The organism is uncultured Bacteroides sp. (assembly GCF_905207245.1).
GTDB lineage: Bacteria > Bacteroidota > Bacteroidia > Bacteroidales > Bacteroidaceae > Bacteroides.
Genome location: NZ_CAJLKP010000016.1, coordinates 65,260 through 85,068 on the forward strand (window position 1 = coordinate 65,260; position 19,809 = coordinate 85,068).

A 19,809-nucleotide genomic window follows, 5' to 3' on the forward strand; every position below is an offset into this window, starting at 1 on the left:
GAATTATTACAGACTCAAGTCTTATCCAAGCGAAAAATGTTAGCGCATTTTTCGCTTTTCTATATACTACACTATTTTATCATAGGCACTCATTTTTAGGGTTAATAATTTATTTCTTAGAACTTTTATTTTCATCTATATAGATTACATACTCTTCTATCCTGTATTTCAAGCGTTTATCTGCAGTTATCATTCGTAATATTTGTTCCAGATTCTCGCCTCGTAGGAAGTCACCGGTTAAAACGATATTCTCAATATTAGGAGAAGTTATATGGATATGGACATTGAAAATACGTTCGAGCTGCTTGGTTATTTCTTTCAGAGGAAGTGCCCTAAAATAGTATGCCCCGTTCTTCCACGATGTATAATGAGTAATATCCACGTTACGCGTGCTCAGGGAGTGATTGTGTTTATCATAATATGCCTGTTCTCCGGGGGTGAGGAAAATCCTGTTCCTTTTGTCCTCGCTCTGCACTTCCACTTTTCCTTCTGATAAAGAGACTTCAATCCAATCATCTTCTTCATAGGCTTTTACATTGAATTGAGTACCCAACACTTCGATGTTGATCCGGTCAGCTTTCACAATAAAAGGATGTCTGGCATCATGGGCAACCTCAAAAAAAGCTTCTCCTTTTATTTCAACTTCCCGGTTCTTCGCAACAAAAGCACTGGGATAAGTAATGGTGGTTCCTGCATTCAGAACAACCTTACTCCCATCAGGTAAAGTAATCGTCGACAGCATACCGAATGGGTTGGACATTTCTATCTGCTGGCTATTTATCTGATTGAACCCTTCTCTATAGGAGAAGTAACTGGTTATTCCCAACAGAATGGCGATAGAAGCAGCTACTGTACTGATTTTTAAAATACGACGGATGTATCGGCTCCTGTTTATCCGTTTATTAACTTCTTGCAAGATGCCGGTCTTCATTTCTTCCTTCTTTTTTTCAATCTCAGAAGAAAGCTTCATTTCACTAATCAGTTGCCAAAAGCTACGATTATCATCAGTCGAACGGCTCCATTCTTCCAATGTCGCTTTCTCAGGGTCACTGATATCATGAATCAATTCATTCCGTAGAATGTCAATTGGGTTATTTTCCTCGCTCATAATTATTGTTTCTAAACAGAGGAGTACACTCAATCAGATTTCATTTAAAAGAGACCTCGAGTTTTTTATTTCTTTAACTAATGACAGGAAAGAAGAGTGACCATAATAGTGAGAGAGTAAGGTCGGGATAATAGGGTTTGATTTGTTTGATGATCTTTTCTATAGCAATTTTCATTTGTACGCGTACTGTGCTTTCCGATATACAGAGTTTCTCTGCAATTTCTTTGGGTTTCAGCCGTTCTTGGCGGGCCATCAGGAATATTAGGCGGCATTTTTCCGGCAATTTGCCAATAATTTCCCCCAACAACTGCTCCATTTCTTTATAAGAGATTTTATCATGAGGCGATTCTTCTTCTGTTATTTCTAATTGAACCGATAATTCATCCAATGAAACATGGTTATGTCTACCTATTTTTTTGTTGTAGCGCGTCACTTCGTTTCTTACGGAGATAAATAAATAAGTTTCCAGATTTTCTATATCCTTTAGTCTTTTGCGTGATTGCCACACAGCAAAGAACACATCTGCAACTACTTCCCGACAAGACTCAGTATCTTTCAGGAAATAATAAGCGTAACGAAACACCTGGTCATAATACATTTCATAGAATATATTAAATGCGAGTGTGTTTTCCTCTTAAATCATTCCCAAGAGACTATGGATATCTTTTGCATCTTTCATCGATTCTAATTTACAGAACAAACTTACATAAAAAGATGGATTCCTTAGAGTATTAGATAATTCCGAGAGACAAAGATATAAATGTTTATTTTTGCTTCCAAATTTAATTCGTATGGATTCAAAGAAAACAGTTCCTCATTATTACAGTAAAATCAGCTTGCCGCCCCCGGGTATTTTAGTGAGAAGAAGTATTAATGAAAAACTGCATATAATTTAAAGAAAGCAGGCGAAAGAATAGACAAAACGTTTTTTTTTCGTATATTTGAGAGATTATACAATCTACTAATACTCACAGACATGAAGAAGATATTTCTCGTTGCAATTATCTGCACAAGCCTCAGTGCATTCGGCCAAACCGCCAACGAGCGGGCAGCAAACTACATGAATCAGGAAAACTGGTTTGAGTTGCATTGGGAATTTGCTGCCAACAAAGACTCGCTGGACCCTTTTCTGCGTGACTTTGGGCAAGCATTGCTATGCAACTTCTTCAACCGTCCCGAAGCCGCCTGCAAAGCCATCGGCAAATTGCTTGCCGAACAACAGGAGAATATGGGATTTGAAAACACGGCTTCCATGATTTACCTTCTCACCGAAAACCTGAGCAAGCAGGGAGCAAACGACCAGGCCGCCGAAACCCTGAAAAGTTTCTGCGACCAACTGGAGGGGCAGGTGGACAGTGTCTTTCTTGCCGGATATCGGAGGAAAGAAAAAGAATATCGTGTTTTGTCCGGCTACGCCTTATACCAATGGGAAAAGCCAGAAACGGATTTAGTGCTGCCTATCCGCATAGACAATGTGGGCAAAAGTGGTTCGGGAGCCACTACCATAACTCTGGAAGGCAATATAAATGGAAAAGAACAGAACTTTACGCTGGATACGGGTGCAGGTGTCAATGTAGTCACCCCTGAAATAGCAAAAACCTGCGGAATGAAGATACTGGATATAGAAATCACAGCAAACGGAGTAGGTACAGGGAGCGGACAATTTGCCATTGCCGAAGAAATAAAGGTAGGTCCGCTTGTGATGAGAAACGTACCTTTCTATGTGCTGGATATGAAAACCGGAGAAGAAAAAGTCGACCGCTACATGGAACATCTGGAAGCTATCATCGGACTGCCTATCCTCAATCAGTTCCAAGAAATAAAACTGGATTTCCTCACCAACCGCCTGACTATTCCCAAAGACTTGACTCCTGCACCGAAATTTGCCCCGAATATCTGTTTTACAGGGAAAAACATCCTTGATCTTCAAGTGGTATATGACCATGAATTACTACGGATGAATTTCGACAGCGGCTCCGGTCTCAGTCAGTTGAATTACGATTACTTTGAACGGCATAAAAGCCGCATTGAACGAATAGCAGAAAGGGACTCAATGGGGCTTGGCGGTTTTGGTGGCACAGCACGGGTCTGTATTTACAAATTGCCGGGTGCATGTTTCCAGATAGGAGAGTATATAGGATGCACAGATAGTCTCAGTGTAGTGGCAACACCTGAACAAAATGGCCTTCACTTCGCCGGAGATGGAATCATAGGAATGGATATATTCCGGAGCTTTAGCACGGTTACAATCAATCTGAAGGATATGTTCGTGAAGACGACGCCACGGACACAAGGAGCAAATGCAATGATATACGACTCTAAAAAACTGCACTTAAAGCTACCGGAAGATAAATTGAATATAACAGATATATTATTGGGGGTAGCAAATATATATCTGGACTACTGGAAAACTCAGCATTAATGAATGTTCCACACACAGCTCCTCTTCCTGCCGAAAGGCACTTGTAACCCGTAACTCGTAGCTGCTTCATCTTCTGCGACGTCCGAACAAGTCTTTTATTCCGTCAAGATCGAAGCCTAACGTAAAGCGAAGTGTCTGGTCGAGCGGATTGCTCTGTGCCGTAGATACCAGATAGGCAGCATCCAGCGAGAACACACTCATCTTGAAGCCTGCACCGAACGAGAAGTACTTACGGTTTCCCTTATTTTCATGCTCCCAGTGATAGCCGCCACGAACGGAAAACTGTTCGTGATAGGTATATTCCAAACCCAACGACCACTGTATCTCCTGCAATTCTTCCTTGAAACCACCGGGGGCGTCACTGAAAGATTTAAAGATACCTTTAATGGGTGAGATATCATTGTAGTCACTGTCCAGACGCTCTTCATATTCTTCCTGTGACTCATCTTTTCCCCGGACTGGACGGGTGGGAACCATGTATTTATTAGCATCAAAGCTGACTCCAAGCGTATTGTAATCATCTATCGGAAACAGCAAAGAAGCTCCCAAACGCAGGTTGGTAGGCAGAAACTGGCTGGTATTGCCGCTATCATAAGAAATCTTCGTACCGATATTAGAGGCATTCAGTCCGAAAGAGAGCATGCACTCACGCTGCGCTAAAATAATATAATTGGTATAATAGAACGCAATATCAGCAGCAAAGGCTGAACCGGCAGAAACCTCTTCATCTTCCCTATACGCCAAGTCAGAGTAGATATACCGCAAAGCAACAGCCGCAGAGAAGCGTTCGGAAAGCATACGGGAGTAAGCAACATCTACTGCCATTTCATAAGGTTTGATGGAATAGCCCGGGGAATTTGCATCCTGATAACCAACAGGAACCTCACCTAAAGAGAAGTAACGCAGCGAACCACTGACGGCCTGATAATCTCCGATACGATAATAGCCTGCCACATACGCCAGATCGATATCATTCACCAATTTACGCAACCAGGGAGTATATGAAACAGCTACTCCGGCACGGCTGATGGTGAACGGATACTTTGCAGGATTCCAGTATTGGGAATTCACGTCCGGATCGGTTGCCGCACCAACATCGCCCATACCGCCACCACGGGAATCGGGAGCAATGCCCAAAGAGTTAACGCCGGTATTGACAGGGTTAAACTGGTTCTTATCTTGTGCAAAAAGACTTACGGATAAGAAAGCTATGATGGATACTAAGATAAATTTCTTCATACAGCATGTTTTATGGAACTGTCTTAATAAAACTATAAACAACCTCATTTATTGTGACAGGATAATGATTTTCTGTGCTTTCGTACTTTCACGACTGCCATCGGAGACAATGGAAGCACGATACAAATATACACCGGGTGCCAGGCGTTGTCCCCCATTGCTGCATAAATCCCATTCTATATAATAAGTTTGTCCCTCGGATATACCCTTTTCAAGATGTGTCCACAATTCCCGCCCGGAAAAATCATAGACCGACATGCGCACGGCAAGCGTAGAACCGGGACGATTATGGGAAAGAACAAACGTTGTGTTCTCCCTTGCAGGGCTCTGCGTACAAATCACGGAGAAAAGATTGGGGCGCAATCCGCGAACGACTTCAAAATCCAACGTCTTTGTAGAAGAGTTATTCAGCAAATCCCAGGCACGGAATGCAAGAGTATGCTTCCCTTCGGCAAGGTCGGGCACGGAGAAGTGCACCCCCCCCCGGGTATAATCTCCGGCTGTGGAAGTATAGTAATCATTCAGATTATAGGTCAGCACCGCACTGCCGTCAATGCAGAGCGAAAGGTCATGACCAATGCCATTGCCTACCGTATTGATACCGTCAGCATCTTCCAACTCTGCCACAAACAGAGGTGTATTATTGGTTTGTCCGCCGGACTGGAAATCCGGGGTATTCAGATAAATCGCCATCTTAGGACCTAAAGTATCCGAAGAAATCTCGTCGGCTGTGCCCCCTACCAGAAAATGGTCAAAATATCCTCCCGCTTCATTAGTCCGGTCTGCACTCAGAGCATAAAGACTCAACAGACCTTCTTCATCCGAATAATTGATATCCAACGGCACAGGGAAAGTAAATTCAAAACGTCCCCGACGAACGGAGTCACTGCCGGAGAAAAGTGTTTTGCTGCGCTCGGTATAAGTGTAAGCCCCCTCGCCCCGATTGTCAAGCGTGGTAACCTGCTCTTTACTGTCGAGCACAGTAGGGTGTACCGTACCGGTAAAGTCCTCTGCCGGATTACCCTCAGGAGTCAGAATATGTCCTTTGACGGTAATCTTGCTGCCGGCTTTCGCTTGCGGATAGACGGCACCTTCTTCTGCCACATTCACTCCTGCAAATTCATCTATTTGTACCTGATAATCGGGATATGCCAAAGTCAGGGCAGGATCGCCGATAAGGGCGAAATTCAGTTTATTCTTATCGTTCGCCAACGCCTCATCACATTTGGAGAGGCGCATAATGTCTCCCAACCGGAGACGTTTGCCTTCGGGACGGGAAAAGATGTGACGAAGGAAAGCCTGATTCAGGGCGGAGTTCTGCGAAGCATATACCACACGGGAGGTAGTGAGCAAGGCAATGGCGCCACCTCTGGCATTCAGAAACGCCTGTTCGCCTGCCGAAGTCTGTATATCGTCAAAACGGGTGAAGTCGCAGGTAGCTGTTATCCACAAAGGAAGACGAGGAGAAGACATTTTGGTGATGTCGTTGGTTGTCAACAGGCTTTCTGCTGCCCAGGCAGAGGCGCTTCCATGTCCCGTGTAGTTGACTACCAGCATCCCTTTATCGAACATTTGCAAAAGGCACTTCGTAGCATCAGGATACGTTTCTCCCGTAGCGGAAGCCTCACGACGGAAGGCATCAGCATAAATCCGGTTGACAAGCAGGGAAGGATAATTCCGTTCAGTATAACTTGCCAGTATCTCAGATTGGGAGATATGCAGGTTCTTATCTCCATCATCGGATACATAACAGACGGTATGTTTCCAAGGGCCTGCATGCTTGTTTTCCATATAAGCAATGGTCTTATCTACAGTTGCTTTTGCCTCAGTAGCCGTGCGGACAGGAAAACGTCCGATGCCGATATCCAACATGGCAGCCGTCAGATTATCACCTTCCTCATCATCCAGAAAGCCGAAGTAGTCATCGGTTACATAGGAACCGGTTTCTTCGATAGAGTTCTCCGATTGATAAGAGAGCAGATAATTATCCGGATGGTAGTTCTTCCAAGAAGAGGTCAGCATACGGTTGTCATAACTGCAATCTCCAAAGAATAACAAGTATTTAGGACGTTCGACAGCTTTAGGGAAACGGTCGTAGAGCATCTTCATCAAGCGGCGGTAAGCTGTTCCGTCCGGCGTCCCGGAAGAGAATTCATTGTAGACTTGCGGAGCAGGAATGACTACAACAGACATTCCGTCCTTCTCACGATGCGCCTGTGCCAATCGTTCTGCCTGTGTCATCAGGTCAGTCCGGTCGGGAGAGATGATAATCATATCGGTTGGTTCCAGAGAATGCAGGTTCTGATTTGCAATGCCGCCCGCAGATTCTACAGTTTCAAAGCCTGTTGCTTCGGGAGTAACAGCAACAAATTCACGCAGTTTCCCCGCAGGAATGGTGAATGTATAGGTACCATCGGCAAAACGCCCCTCTATTCTACTGATACTTGCAGGGTCGGTTACATCCCAGATAACGGTGGAGGCTGTGGCACCGGATAGTACGAATGTGGTTTCCTTATTAATAGAAGCCAGAGAACGGAAAGTTAGATAAGGAGCGTTCAGAGTAAGTTCGCGAGTATAGTTCAAAGCGATATAATCCAGACGGCCCGATGTTCCTGACGGACGGGTATGAGTGACGGTTACCACGGCAGTCTCCGAATTTGCTCCCCGCCAGAAAGTATTTATGGTTGTAGAAGTGGCTTTTGTGTAATACTGATTATCGGATGAAATAGATGCTAACGAGGCGCTACCTTGTGCTACGTCATCCACCGAGACAGCATAAGAAGTGGGCACTCCAATGGAACGGGCGGCAAATGTGGTAGTCAACCAGCCGACTTCTCCGGGTACAATGCCCGGCAAATGTAAGGTATAGTTTTTCACATTTCCTGCAACATAATCATAGTCTTCATAAAGCTCCCTGCCGGTATTGGCCCAGCTAAATGCATCTTTCTCATAAAGGGCATAAGAGTTGAATGTAGTCAGCCGGTTGCCAGCAGTGCCTTGCACAGAGGGTACTACTTCGGTTTCCATTTCCGGAATATCATCCCGGTCGGTCAAAAAATAATATCCTTCATCGGAATAGAAATTACGTTCGCGGATAAAATAAGAGTTTTTGGTATCAGGCTTCCAGGAAACAGTGCCACGCGCATAAAATAACACGCCGTCCGACAAACGCAGTAAGGGGACTTCGGGCAAATCAGCCGAAGGATGTTCACTGAAACGCTGGGAAAGTAAATAGCCACCATACCCAAATACCCGCACTTTCTCCGGTCTGGAAAAGCCCATTTTCTTCAATTCGGCATTCATAATCTTAAAGACTCCGGTGTTCCGGACACGTATCTTCGTCCAACGACCGGAGGAAAGAAGTGAATTAGTACAGTCTTTCAGAGAAGTTTTAATAGAGGAGGTTGCAGTGCTCCGGGTGGCTGCCCCCTCTCCCATTTCTTCTTTCTTCGGGAAAGATTTCACCGATAATTTAAAAGAGTTCAGTCGTTGATAACTGCCTTCCCGATAGACCACGGGGACAAAGTGTATGGAGAGGAAACCACGATGTGCGGAGACTTTGATAAACGAAGTTATTTGTGGAGATACCGGCAGACCTTCCCTGAAAGCCATGTCTTCATCTGGAAACCGGCGCAAACTGTCGAGCCGGATTTCTAAAGCCGCCACTTCGTTCTTGTTTAATCTCTGATATTCCGGAAACTCTATTTCAACTTGATAAGTAAAAGAACGGAAATCATCCTTCAACGGAAGTTCTCGCGTCACTACGGGAAGCGTTTGCACGGACGGCAACTCCTGCCAGTTCAGCGTAACGAATTCCTGCGCCAAAACCGGAAGAAAGAGAGCAATAAAGCAACAAAGCAACCAGCAACGTTTAACGAACATATATTAATAAATTGACTCAACGAATATAAAAGTCGAGCAACTTATCTTCTCCGAGGTATCCTTGTAAATGCTGTCCTATCTGTACCGGACCTACGCCTGCGGGAGTTCCCGTAAACAACAGGTCGCCAATTTTCAGCGTCATAAAGCGGCTGACGTATGCTATAATCTCATCCACCTTGAAAAGCATATCCGAGGTGTTTCCGTGCTGCACTTCCCGTCCGTCTATTTCCATACGGAAATCGAGTTGCTGCACATCGCCTCCTGCCTGTTCCAAAGGAACAAATGTACCTATAGCCGCCGAATTGTCGAACGCTTTGCAGAGTTCCCAGGGATTGCCCCCCTCGCGGAACTTGCGTTGCAGATCACGCGCTGTAAAGTCGATACCTACCGTCACCGCGTCGTAATAACGGCTTGCAAAGCGCGGCGCAATATTCTTTCCCAAACGGCAGATGCGTACCACCACTTCTGTTTCATAATGAACCTCATCCGAAAAATCGGGAATAAAGAAAGGCTTTCCGTCTTTCAATATCGCCGAGTCGGGCTTCATGAAGATAACCGGCTCTTTATTTACTAACGTATGCCCCAGCTCTTTATTGTGCAGTGCATAGTTCATTCCAACAGCAATAATCTTCATTATTTGATTTCGTTAAAATTCAGGCGGTTGAACATCACCGCCAAATGAGCATATAGAGAAGTATTCTGGACAACGATATTTTCCGGCACGCGGATACGGAAAGGGGTAAAGTTCCACACTGCTTTAATGCCGCCGGATATCATTGTATCCGTAATCCGTTGGGCTATCTCGATGGGTACGGTCAGTACGCCGATATTCACATCATATTCGTGCATCTTCTGCTCAAAATCGTCAGAATGGAAAATAGGAATACCGTTCAGTGTAGTACCTACCAATTCGGGATTAACATCGAATGCCGCCACTATTTCCAGTCCGAAATGCTTCAAACCGGAGTCGCGCAACAAGGCACCCCCCAAGCTACCTACACCAAAAAGGAATGCTTTGTGCATATCGGTAAATCCCAGGAAGTCTTCCAATACGGCAATCAGCGTATCGACTTCATAGCCCACACGCGTGCGTCCGGAGATATTCACATAAGACAAGTCTTTAGCTATCTGGGAAGCATCTATATTGATTTCTTTGGATATTTGCGTAGAAGAGACAAACCGTTCGCCCCGCTGTTTGAGTAGCTTGACATTCGACAAGTACCACGGCAACCTGCGCAAAGTAGGCTCCGGCACTTTCATGCTATCCTTATATTGAATTGCCTGGTTCGTGGTCATTTTCTTCATTTCTTATAGGTTACGGATTGACAAAAATACGCTTTTTTCCGAAAATGAACAGTCATACAGAAGAAAGTTAACATAATTTCTACAAAAGTGTCACTCACCCGCAATCAAAGATAACGGCAGACTGATGGAAACTCCTGTTGAATGGTATTTCAGGCAATCGAAGCCAACAAACACACCTATCCGCGCCATATCTGAAAACCCGATTGAATATCCCAACTCTGTGTAAGGCCGTTGCCCGTATATCACAATAGAACGGAGATGCAGGGCTTCATCTATAGGTTTTCTTGACAGAAAAGGAAGATGTTTCAGAAGAAGATACGGGGTGTACCAAGAGGCGTTTGCCTGCGCCCAACGGGTATCGGTGGATAAAGCGTAATTATCCAGCAGGCTGAATCCGGTATCGAAAAAACGTTCCGTGACCCAAATACGGGTGGAGGCGAAATGCTTGAAGTCGGGGAATTGCAGGTTTTTCGCTCCCCAAAATGTACCCGCGTTTACCGACCAATGCAAACGATTGAACATGCCGAACTCAATATCTTGCTTAGCAGAAAATTGCATCAGATGATAGGAGGTCAGATAGCGGCTTCCGTTCATCGGGAAGGCTCTGTCATATTTCAAGGCAAAAGTTGGATAAGGAGAATCTTCATATACTTTCTTACCCTTCGACATGTGATAGTAGTGTGCCGGGGTGTATTCCAATTCGAAAGAAGCTTTCAGAATATCATTATCGGGCATCGGCCGGAAAGCATCGTTCTCCGGCAGGTTCGGCTCAACATCTCTCTTGAACCAACTGTGCCGGATGTGATTATCCAGCATCTTTCGGCGTTGCCAGGAAAGTGAGGACGAAAAAAGTAATCCGTTGAAAGGTTCTATCGCGTGGTCCACAGTAAAGAAAGTATTCTCGTAGAGTTTCAGATGGTTGTGTCCGAACAATGAACTGGACATTGCATTTATAAAACGGGATTCTCCGTTCTCTGAATTATAGTCGTCAGAGAGTACCCCACCGGAAAGAGAAAAGCGACCGCAGTTTCGTGGAGCATAATCTAACGTAAGTTCCCCTTGTCCTACCCAACTCTTCCGGGCTGTAGTATAGTAGAACGAAGGTACAAAACGCAGGGTGGAAGCTTGCGACAGTTTTACGCCCGTCTTTAGCTTGGCTCCCAACCAGAAACCATCGACAAAATTATATTCGGGAAGATATGAGGTAAGATGAGGTAAAGTCAACCAGGCTTTTTTATTGGAAGTTCTAAACGTCTTTCCCCACATGACGGTATTCAACACCTGGCCGATACCTTTTTTCTGATTCGCTTTATTTCCTCCGGACAGTGAATCTTTCAGAATAATCTTTTCCTTGTATTGGTAGCTCTGCACCTCTTCCAATCTCAACGGTACACTACGCACAGCAGTCCAGTAAAGGGAATCCCGCTTATCGGCAAGTGAATCAACCTGAGTATCCTTACGGCCAATGCGGGCAGGCCGTTCATATTTATGTTTCTTCGGCTGTGCTGCGTTGTTCACTGCAACCGCCACTGTAGCTTCTTTTTTTGTTTCCTGTGGTTGGTGGTCTGTTTTAACTTCCGTATAGTGCACTGCCGCCAGATAGGATGCTTCCGCCTTAAAGCCCATTATGTCAATAGAAGAAGACATCGTAGTGGAAACCGGTAGAAAAACAGAAGGTTGTACTTCCTTGCAGGTAACTTTGATTTGTGCTTTCAAACCTCCGCCGCGAACTCTGACATCGGCAGCAGATATACACCACAAATCTTCCACAATAAATAAATCCCCTTCCAGCAAACGGTTATCCTCTTTCCGGGGGATGACACGGATTTTATTAATCATCTGCCCTTCTTCCACGAAACAACCGTCGAGTTTGAAACGATAGTATGAGAAAGCTCTTTTATTCAAGGGGGATATCTTGCCGAAAAGTTCAGGGGTATAAAGGTTCACCATAGTTATCCCCATATCCACCTGTATCTCTTCCGGAAAAGAATTTTTATGAGCAATAACCCGGTTATTCCATACATTGGGAGCTGTAAAATTCACGACTTGTTGTTCTTCCAGCACGAAGAGTTTACCAAGCCACTCCTTTGCATCTTTGCGAACTTCCTTGGATAGCTTCAACACTGCCGGAATGGAAGTCCCCTTTCCTGTTCCTTTCAGATAAGTGCCTGCTCTGTAACCTTTCACTTGTGTACGGTGATAAGGGGCACGGGCTATCGCCCGGCGCATCACAGCATAAGCCGGGTCTTCATTTCCTTTGGTAATGCTTACTTCCGGCAACGTATAGGTGCGTTCGGCAAGGACTATATTCTTTTCATAATCACGCTCAGGCATCTGAAAAGAAAAACTCTGGGACTTGTATCCCAAAGATGAGACTTCACACGTATACTGTCCCACAGGCAGTTTTGTTTGAAAGTGTCCATGTTCATCAGTCGTTAGACCCGATTTAGTCTCTCGCAGATAAAGAGCGGCATAAGGAACCGGATTTCCGCTATCATCCGTAACAGTACCCTTGAAATTTTGTGCAAAAGAAAGTATAGTGGTAAGACTCAATAAGAGGGAACAGATATATTTCTTCATGTCTTTGGCATTTGAAGTTAAATAGCATTTTTCTATTAGACGACAAAACTCTCAAAAGATTGCAAAGTTCCATGCAAAATATTACTTTTGACCTTACTAAACAGTACAAATATGAAAAATAATGATTGGAAAGAACGGTTGAATGTTGTCTATTCTACCAACCCGGATTATAGTTATGAAATGGAAGATGATGAAGAACAAGTCACTTTAGAACCTTCCCGGCAGAAGTTACGTGTTCAACTGGACCGTAAGAACCGGGGTGGAAAAGTGGTTACGCTTATCACAGGATTTGTAGGTACGGAGAATGACTTGAAGGAATTAGGCAAATTGCTGAAGTCTAAATGTGGTGTAGGTGGAAGTGCCAAAGACGGAGAAATCATTGTGCAAGGAGATTTCAAACAGAAAGTACTGGAACTACTAAAAAAAGAAGGATATACGCAATCGAAACCGGTAGGGTAATCCGCTCTGCCGAAACAGACGGTCTATTAGGGGCAAACAGATGGTCTATTGAGGTCAAACAGACCATCCGTTTGGGGTAAACAGACCATCTGTTTTCAGTAAGTTATATCACCTGTTTCAAAAGCAACGAATATGCATAAAAAAAACGACCGCTACGGGAACTACGTGCGGTCGCTTCTATATATAGATTTGAATTATTCAGCTTTCAAAGTGAAACGCTTGAAGTCTACAATCTTCAGTTCAGAATCAGCCTCAGCCAACACTTCTCTTACAGTCTTCTTACCGTCCATGATATCTTCCTGGTTCAGCAGACAAACTTCCTTCAAGAACTTAGCCAAACGTCCTTTAGCAATGTTCTGAATCATTTGTTCAGGCAAATGCGCAGCCTTTTCAGCAGAAACAGTAGCAATGATTTCTTTTGCTTTCGCTACATCTTCAGCCGTAATCCAGCCTTTAGCCATGTTGCTCTCCATGTGGTCTTCGCTGTCCACATGAGTAGGATTGATACCAGCTTTCTTCAAAGCATTCTCCACAGCTTTCTGTACTTGTTCTGCTTTGGTCTTCTCAATGGCAACTTCGATTTCTTTCTGTTTCACTTCTTCAGAAACACCATCTTCGTCAATTGCAATCGGGTTCATGGCAGCAATTTGCATAGCAATTTGCTTAGCCAATTGTTCGTTTACATCCTTGTTGAAAGCAACGATGGTACAGAGGCCATTTTTGTTCATGTGGTTGTAAACAGCAGTGTTTACACCCTCTACAGTCATGTAGCCATCAAGTTCCATCTTCTCACCCGTGATACCGCTACGGTCGGTCACTGCATCCTGTACAGTGCCATTACCCATCGGCAGTGCTTTCACTTCATCCAAAGTCTTGCAATTGTTAGCTACAGCGAGATCAAGAATATCTTGAGTCAACTTCACGAAGTCAGCATTCTGAGCCACAAAGTCGGTTTCACACTTCAAAGCAACGATAACAGCAAAGTTACCGGTAGTTTTAGCCAGAACGCAACCTTCAGAAGCTTCACGATCTGAACGCTTAGCGGCAACAGCCTGTCCCTTCTTACGGATAATTTCCATTGCCTTGTCGAAATCGCCTTCAGCTTCTGTCAATGCATTCTTGCAATCCATCATACCTGCTCCGGTCATTTTGCGGAGTTTGGTAATATCAGCCATTGATACAGCCATAATATATTTTCTTTGTTAAATTAATATTCTAAATGATAAAATGGTAAGATGATAGGATGGTAAGACGACATTATCATCTTATCATTTTACCATCTTACCATTCAACTATGATTAAGCCTCTTCTTCCTTCATGAAAGCAGCAGCTTTAGCTGCATTGATTGCTTCCTCGTCGGATTTGTCAAGTCTTGCTTTTGTAGCTTTCTTCTTACCCTTGTTAGCAGGAGCTTCACCAGCAGCTTCCATATCTACCTTTTCAGCTTTTCTTTCTTCCAAACCTTCCTGCATAGCAGCGCAGCAAGCATCCAGAATTACTTCTACTGATTTAGTAGCATCGTCATTAGCCGGAATTACGAAGTCAATGTTAGTAGGGTCAGAGTTCGTGTCAACGATACCGAATACGGGGATGCCCAAACGGTTAGCTTCGCGAACAGCGATATTTTCTTTCATAACATCAATAACGAACAGTGCAGACGGCAGACGAGTCAGGTCAGCAATAGAACCCAAAGTCTTGTCCAACTTAGCACGTTGACGTGAAATCTGCAGAACTTCTCTCTTAGACAGATTAGAGTACGTACCGTCGTTCGTCAATTTGTCGATGGTAGCCATCTTCTTAACAGCCTTGCGGATAGTGGGGAAGTTAGTCAACATACCGCCCGGCCAGCGCTCGATTACATAAGGCATATTTACAGAGGCAGCTTTGTCAGCAACCACTTGTTTAGCTTGTTTTTTAGTAGCAACGAACAGGACTTTCTTTCCTGATTTAGCAATTTGCTTCAAAGCTTCAGCAGCTTCGTCTACTTTAGCAACTGTTTTGTGGAGGTCAATGATATGGATACCATTGCGTTCCATGAAAATATAGGGAGCCATTGCGGGATTCCACTTTCTTTTGAGGTGACCAAAGTGGCAACCAGCTTCCAATAATGTATCAAAATTTGTTCTTGACATCTTGTTTTTCTTTAAATCGTTTACTTTCTTTTTTGTTTTTTCTAAACCAACCGCCGGGTAGTCTATCATTCCAGAGTCCCGGTAGTTTAGATACTAAACGCCGTTCAGTTGACGAGGTTATCAGTTGACAGTTGACTAGGAAATACCTTGTCCACTTGTTAACTTGTCCACTTGTTAACTTTCTAAACTGATTAACGTTTACTGAACTGGAATCTTCTACGAGCTTTCGGTTGTCCCGGCTTCTTACGTTCAACAGAACGCGGGTCACGAGTCATGAAGCCTTCGGCGCGGAGAGCAGCCTTGTCTTCAGCATTCATCTTCACCAGTGCGCGGGCGATAGCCAGACGCAAAGCCTGAGATTGACCGGTGAAACCACCACCGCAAAGATTTACTTTAATATCATATTTTTCAGCAACACCCAGCTTGCTCAGCGGTTGTTTTACTACATACTGAAGAATAGTTGATGGAAAGTACTCTGCAAGGTCTCTCTTGTTAATAGTAATCTTTCCTGTACCTTCGGTTACGAAAATGCGTGCAATTGCACTTTTACGTCTGCCTAATGCATTTACTACTTCCATATTTCTTATTTAAGTAAGTTTATATCAATTGACTTGGGGCTCTGAGCTTCATGTTTGTGCTCGCTACCGGCATATACATACATATTGCTCAGCAATTTAGCGCCCAATTTATTCTTAGGCAGCATACCCTTTACTACTTTTCTCAACAGTCTGTCATCACCATTCGGTTTAGCCTGCAAACGAGCAGGAGTCATTTCTCTCTGACCACCGGGATAACCTGTGTATGACAAATACACTTTGTCAGTCCACTTATTACCTGTCATTTTAACTTTGTCGGCATTAATAATGATTACATTATCACCGCAATCTACGTGAGGAGTAAAGTTTGGTTTATACTTCCCTCTCAACAGTTTCGCAACTTTTGCGCCCAGACGTCCCAATACTTGGTCTGTAGCATCAACAATAACCCATTCTTTGGTTACCGTAGCTTTGTTTGCAGAAATGGTCTTGTAACTTAAAGTATCCACTCTTGATTTGTTTTTTAAATGTTACTACTAAAAAAATCTCATTACGGATTAACTACCCCGGACAAAGGTAGATTAACTCGCTCTGAATTAATTGCTTATCCTTATTAGATAATAATCGGCTTGCAAAGGTACGGATTTTCCCAAAACTGGCAAACGTTTTCTTCTTTTTTTTAAAAGGCTAGCAATCAATTACAAGCAATGTCAGGATACCAAACAAGCAATGTCAGGCTGCAAAAGATTGTTTGTTTTGCAACCTGACATTGCTTGTTACATTATGAAAGCTCGTCTCAGCGAACAATGTCTTCCGGGAACTTATCGGGCATCGACACTCGCTTCCAGGTCTCGTGATACCAGCAGTTCAGTTCATTACCGTTCAAATCTTTAGAAATAAAATACTTCAAATGCATAAGTCCGCCATCACCCAGTTCAAACTCCAGAGTGTTATCTTTATTATCCAGCATGGGCAGATGAATATTCTTCTCAATACTTTCCTTATAGCTGTTGTCCGTCAACTGCATATACGTGCCATAGCCGGTGATGATGGCATCTTTGCCGGGAATAAGAGTGAAGTTTACGATACGCCCGTCATCGCTCAATACCTTGAACGTATTGCTGGGCTTCAACGTACCGGGAACACCCGGAACTTCGGATACATAGTGACATAATTGCCAGATGCCTTTCAGGTCCGCAGGTTTGAAACTTGTCTTCTCCTGCGCCATCGTTCCTGTTACCGCCAGCAACACCGCCGCCAGCATGGTAATGAAATATTGCTTTCTCATGTTCGTATATATTTGGTTAACGTATCGGCATCCAACTGACCCAAATATAAGCATTTATTTTGATATTATAACAATTTATCTATAAAAAAAGAGCCCGCACAACCAAGATTGTGCGGGCTCTTAACTTTTATTGTCGAATTAGAACTCTGCATTACGCGGTGTACGCGGAAAAGGTATGACATCACGAATATTCGCCATACCCGTCACGAACAGAAGCAAGCGTTCAAAGCCCAAGCCGAAGCCGGAGTGAGGACACGTACCGAACTTGCGGGTATCGAGATACCACCACATATCCTTCATCGGAATATGCATTTCATCGATGCGCTTCATCAGTTTGTCATAATCTGCTTCACGCTCGGAGCCACCGATAATTTCGCCAATCTTCGGGAACAACACATCCATTGCGCGTACCGTCTTGCCATCTTCGTTCTGTTTCATATAGAAGGCTTTGATTTCCTTCGGATAATCAGTCAGGATGACCGGACGTTTGAAGTGCTCTTCCACGAGATAACGTTCGTGTTCGGAAGCCAGGTCCACACCCCAGTATACCGGGAACTCAAACTTATGGCCTTTTGCAACTGCATCTTCCAGTATCTTGATACCATCCGTATAAGACAGGCGCACGAAAGACTCTTTCAACACACCTTGCAGGCGCTCAATCAGCCCTTTGTCGAACATATCGTTGAGGAATTTCACATCATCAACACAGTTATCCAAAGCCCATTTCACACAGAATTTAATGAACTCTTCCGCCAGATCCATATTGTCCGTAATATCGTTGAACGCAACTTCCGGCTCCACCATCCAGAACTCGGCCAAGTGGCGCGGAGTATTGGAGTTTTCTGCACGGAATGTAGGGCCAAACGTATAGATAGCCCCCAGAGCTGTAGCTGCAAGTTCACCTTCCAACTGACCGGAAACCGTCAGACTGGCTTGTTTGCCAAAGAAGTCATCATCATAGATGATAGAACCCGCTTCGTCTTTTTTCAAGTCATACAGATTCTTTGTCGTCACCTGAAACATCTGTCCGGCACCTTCACAGTCAGAAGCTGTAATGATGGGGGTATGGAAATAGACGAAACCTTTCTGATGGAAGAAAGTATGGATAGCCATCGCCATGTTATGACGGATGCGGAACACTGCACCGAAAGTATTCGTACGGGGACGCAGGTGAGCAATCTCACGCAGGAATTCCAACGTATGACCTTTTTTCTGCAAAGGATATGTATTATCACAAGTTCCCAGAACTTCAATCTCACGAGCCTGAATTTCAGCTTTCTGACCGGAACCTACAGATTCCGTCAATTCACCGTTCACACTCACACAGGCACCGGTAGTAATATCTTTCAGCATGTCTTCATCGAAGTTTGCCAAATCCACTACTATCTGCACATTATTTATTGTAGAACCGTCATTCAGGGCGATAAAATTAACTTGTTTACTACCTCTGCGGGTGCGAACCCAGCCTTTCACGTTGACCATAGCGCCAAAATCTTCGCGCTTCAACACGTCAACAATCTTTGTTCTACTAATCTTTTCCATAAATTTGTGTTTAATACCTTATTATATAATTACTCAAATGAGCCCATGCGCAGGTAGTTCACCTCTTGTTCACTAAGGTAACGCCATTCGCCACGACGCAAACCTTTCTTTGTCAATCCGGCAAAGAACACGCGGTCGAGCTTCACTACCTTGTAACCCAATGACTCAAATATACGACGTACGATACGATTTTTACCGGAGTGGATTTCGATGCCCACTTCATCACGTTTGAAATCGTCCGTATAACTGATAGCATCTGCGTGGATTTCACCGTCATCCAACTGGATACCGGCTGCAATCTGATCCATATCAGCCTTCGTCACATTCTTATCTGTATGTACGTGATAAATCTTCTTCTTCAGGAACTTCGGATGTGTCAGCTTGGAAGCCAGGTCACCGTCATTCGTCAGCAGCAAAACACCTGTAGTGTTGCGGTCCAGACGACCTACCGGATAAATACGCTCGTCACAAGCACCTTTCACCAAATCCATAACCGTGCGGCGTGCCTGCGGGTCATCCGAGGTAGTCACAGTGTCTTTCGGCTTATTCAACAGAATATAGATTTTACGTTCGATGCTTACCGTCTGGTCGTGGAATTTCACTTCGTCACCACGTTTAATCTTGGTTCCAAGCTCCGTAACCACTACTCCATTTACTAAAACCACACCTGCTGTGATAAATTCATCTGCCTCACGACGAGAGCAAACACCTGCATTTGCCAGGAATTTATTCAAACGAATCGGTTCGTTAGGATCAACAAACTGCTCCTTATATTCTATTTGTTTCTTACGACTGTACTTTGCATTCGGATCATAATCCGCTGTGCGACGCTGTTGCGGACGTCCATATCCACCACTCGGTCTTCCTCCATCGGAATTGAAACGCGGACGCTGAGGACGGTCGCCATAAGAGCCACCACCGTAAGAGCCTCCACCACCATAGGAAGAACGCTGAGGACGGTCGCCATCATTATAGCGGGGACGATAAGGGCGATCGTTGTTATAAGAACGTTGTCCGCCATCGCCACTGTTAAAACGCGGGCGCTGAGGACGGTCGCCATAAGAAGAACCTCCACCATAGGAAGAACCACCGCCATAAGAAGGACGTTGAGGACGGTCGCCACCTTCACTGCTATTATAGCGAGGACGATAAGGACGGTCGCCACCGGCGTTGTTTCCATAGGATGGGCGTTGAGGACGATCACCACCTTCGCTGTTATAGCGAGGACGATAAGGACGGTCGCCACCTTCACGATTGTAAGCCGGACGATCACCATAAGAACGTTGTGGACGTTCGCTACTGCCTTCTGCATTAGG

The 19,809-nt window shown here is 44.4% G+C and carries 16 protein-coding genes; 2 read left to right on the forward strand and 14 right to left on the reverse strand.

Annotated features, from left to right (window positions below):
- Positions 1–109 precede the first annotated feature (109 nt).
- Positions 110–1,108, reverse strand: a complete 999-nt coding sequence (locus tag QZ135_RS07420; RefSeq protein ID WP_294607337.1) for a FecR domain-containing protein — start codon at positions 1,106–1,108, stop codon at positions 110–112.
- 73 nt (positions 1,109–1,181) lie between these two features.
- Entirely contained in the window at positions 1,182–1,718 is a 537-nt protein-coding gene (locus QZ135_RS07425) for an RNA polymerase sigma-70 factor (RefSeq protein WP_294607376.1), read from the reverse strand.
- 366 nt (positions 1,719–2,084) lie between these two features.
- On the opposite strand from QZ135_RS07425, the gene QZ135_RS07430 reads away from it, so the two are divergent.
- Positions 2,085–3,530, forward strand: coding sequence for a retropepsin-like aspartic protease (locus QZ135_RS07430; protein WP_294607339.1), 1,446 nt, complete (start codon positions 2,085–2,087; stop codon positions 3,528–3,530).
- Positions 3,531–3,596: 66 nt separating this feature from the next.
- Here QZ135_RS07430 and porV read toward each other — a convergent pair whose 3' ends face one another.
- The 5 genes from porV to QZ135_RS07455 form a co-directional block, all read right to left on the reverse strand.
- Positions 3,597–4,769, reverse strand: coding sequence for a type IX secretion system outer membrane channel protein PorV (porV, locus tag QZ135_RS07435; RefSeq protein ID WP_294607342.1), 1,173 nt, complete (start codon positions 4,767–4,769; stop codon positions 3,597–3,599).
- Positions 4,770–4,817: 48 nt separating this feature from the next.
- Entirely contained in the window at positions 4,818–8,651 is a 3,834-nt protein-coding gene (gene porU / locus QZ135_RS07440) for a type IX secretion system sortase PorU (protein WP_294607345.1), read from the reverse strand.
- A gap of 16 nt (positions 8,652–8,667) precedes the next feature.
- Positions 8,668–9,285, reverse strand: coding sequence for a fumarylacetoacetate hydrolase family protein (locus QZ135_RS07445; protein ID WP_294607348.1), 618 nt, complete (start codon positions 9,283–9,285; stop codon positions 8,668–8,670).
- Positions 9,285–9,947 (reverse strand): redox-sensing transcriptional repressor Rex, encoded by a 663-nt coding sequence (locus QZ135_RS07450; RefSeq protein ID WP_294607378.1) that lies wholly within the window; start codon positions 9,945–9,947, stop codon positions 9,285–9,287. The genes QZ135_RS07445 and QZ135_RS07450 overlap by 1 nt, the downstream gene beginning before the upstream one ends.
- A 99-nt stretch (positions 9,948–10,046) precedes the next feature.
- A complete protein-coding gene (locus QZ135_RS07455; RefSeq protein WP_294607351.1) occupies positions 10,047–12,536 on the reverse strand; it encodes a DUF5686 and carboxypeptidase regulatory-like domain-containing protein in 2,490 nt (829 codons plus the stop codon).
- Positions 12,537–12,647: 111 nt separating this feature from the next.
- Between QZ135_RS07455 and QZ135_RS07460 the strand changes: the two genes are divergently transcribed.
- Positions 12,648–12,995 (forward strand): translation initiation factor, encoded by a 348-nt coding sequence (locus tag QZ135_RS07460; protein WP_294607353.1) that lies wholly within the window; start codon positions 12,648–12,650, stop codon positions 12,993–12,995.
- Between the two features lie 194 nt (positions 12,996–13,189).
- Here QZ135_RS07460 and tsf read toward each other — a convergent pair whose 3' ends face one another.
- From tsf to QZ135_RS07495, 7 genes are all read right to left on the reverse strand, one after another.
- The gene (tsf, locus tag QZ135_RS07465) at positions 13,190–14,182 is read right to left on the reverse strand and encodes a translation elongation factor Ts (RefSeq protein WP_294607357.1); all 993 of its coding nucleotides are present in this window, start codon (positions 14,180–14,182) and stop codon (positions 13,190–13,192) included.
- A 111-nt stretch (positions 14,183–14,293) separates the two neighbouring features.
- Positions 14,294–15,127, reverse strand: coding sequence for a 30S ribosomal protein S2 (gene rpsB, locus QZ135_RS07470; protein WP_294607360.1), 834 nt, complete (start codon positions 15,125–15,127; stop codon positions 14,294–14,296).
- Between the two features lie 191 nt (positions 15,128–15,318).
- Positions 15,319–15,705: a 30S ribosomal protein S9 gene (rpsI, locus tag QZ135_RS07475; RefSeq protein ID WP_007210470.1), complete on the reverse strand. Its 387-nt coding sequence runs from the start codon at positions 15,703–15,705 to the stop codon at positions 15,319–15,321.
- A 5-nt stretch (positions 15,706–15,710) separates the two neighbouring features.
- Positions 15,711–16,172, reverse strand: a complete 462-nt coding sequence (gene rplM, locus QZ135_RS07480) for a 50S ribosomal protein L13 (RefSeq protein ID WP_025835284.1) — start codon at positions 16,170–16,172, stop codon at positions 15,711–15,713.
- Positions 16,173–16,459: 287 nt separating this feature from the next.
- The gene (locus QZ135_RS07485) at positions 16,460–16,951 is read right to left on the reverse strand and encodes a DUF4488 domain-containing protein (RefSeq protein WP_294607366.1); all 492 of its coding nucleotides are present in this window, start codon (positions 16,949–16,951) and stop codon (positions 16,460–16,462) included.
- 138 nt (positions 16,952–17,089) lie between these two features.
- On the reverse strand, positions 17,090–18,493 hold the full coding sequence (asnS, locus tag QZ135_RS07490; protein WP_294607369.1) for an asparagine--tRNA ligase: 1,404 nt from the start codon (positions 18,491–18,493) through the stop codon (positions 17,090–17,092).
- A gap of 29 nt (positions 18,494–18,522) precedes the next feature.
- The coding region (locus QZ135_RS07495) for a pseudouridine synthase (protein WP_294607371.1) at positions 18,523–19,809 on the reverse strand (1,287 nt) is incomplete at its 5' end.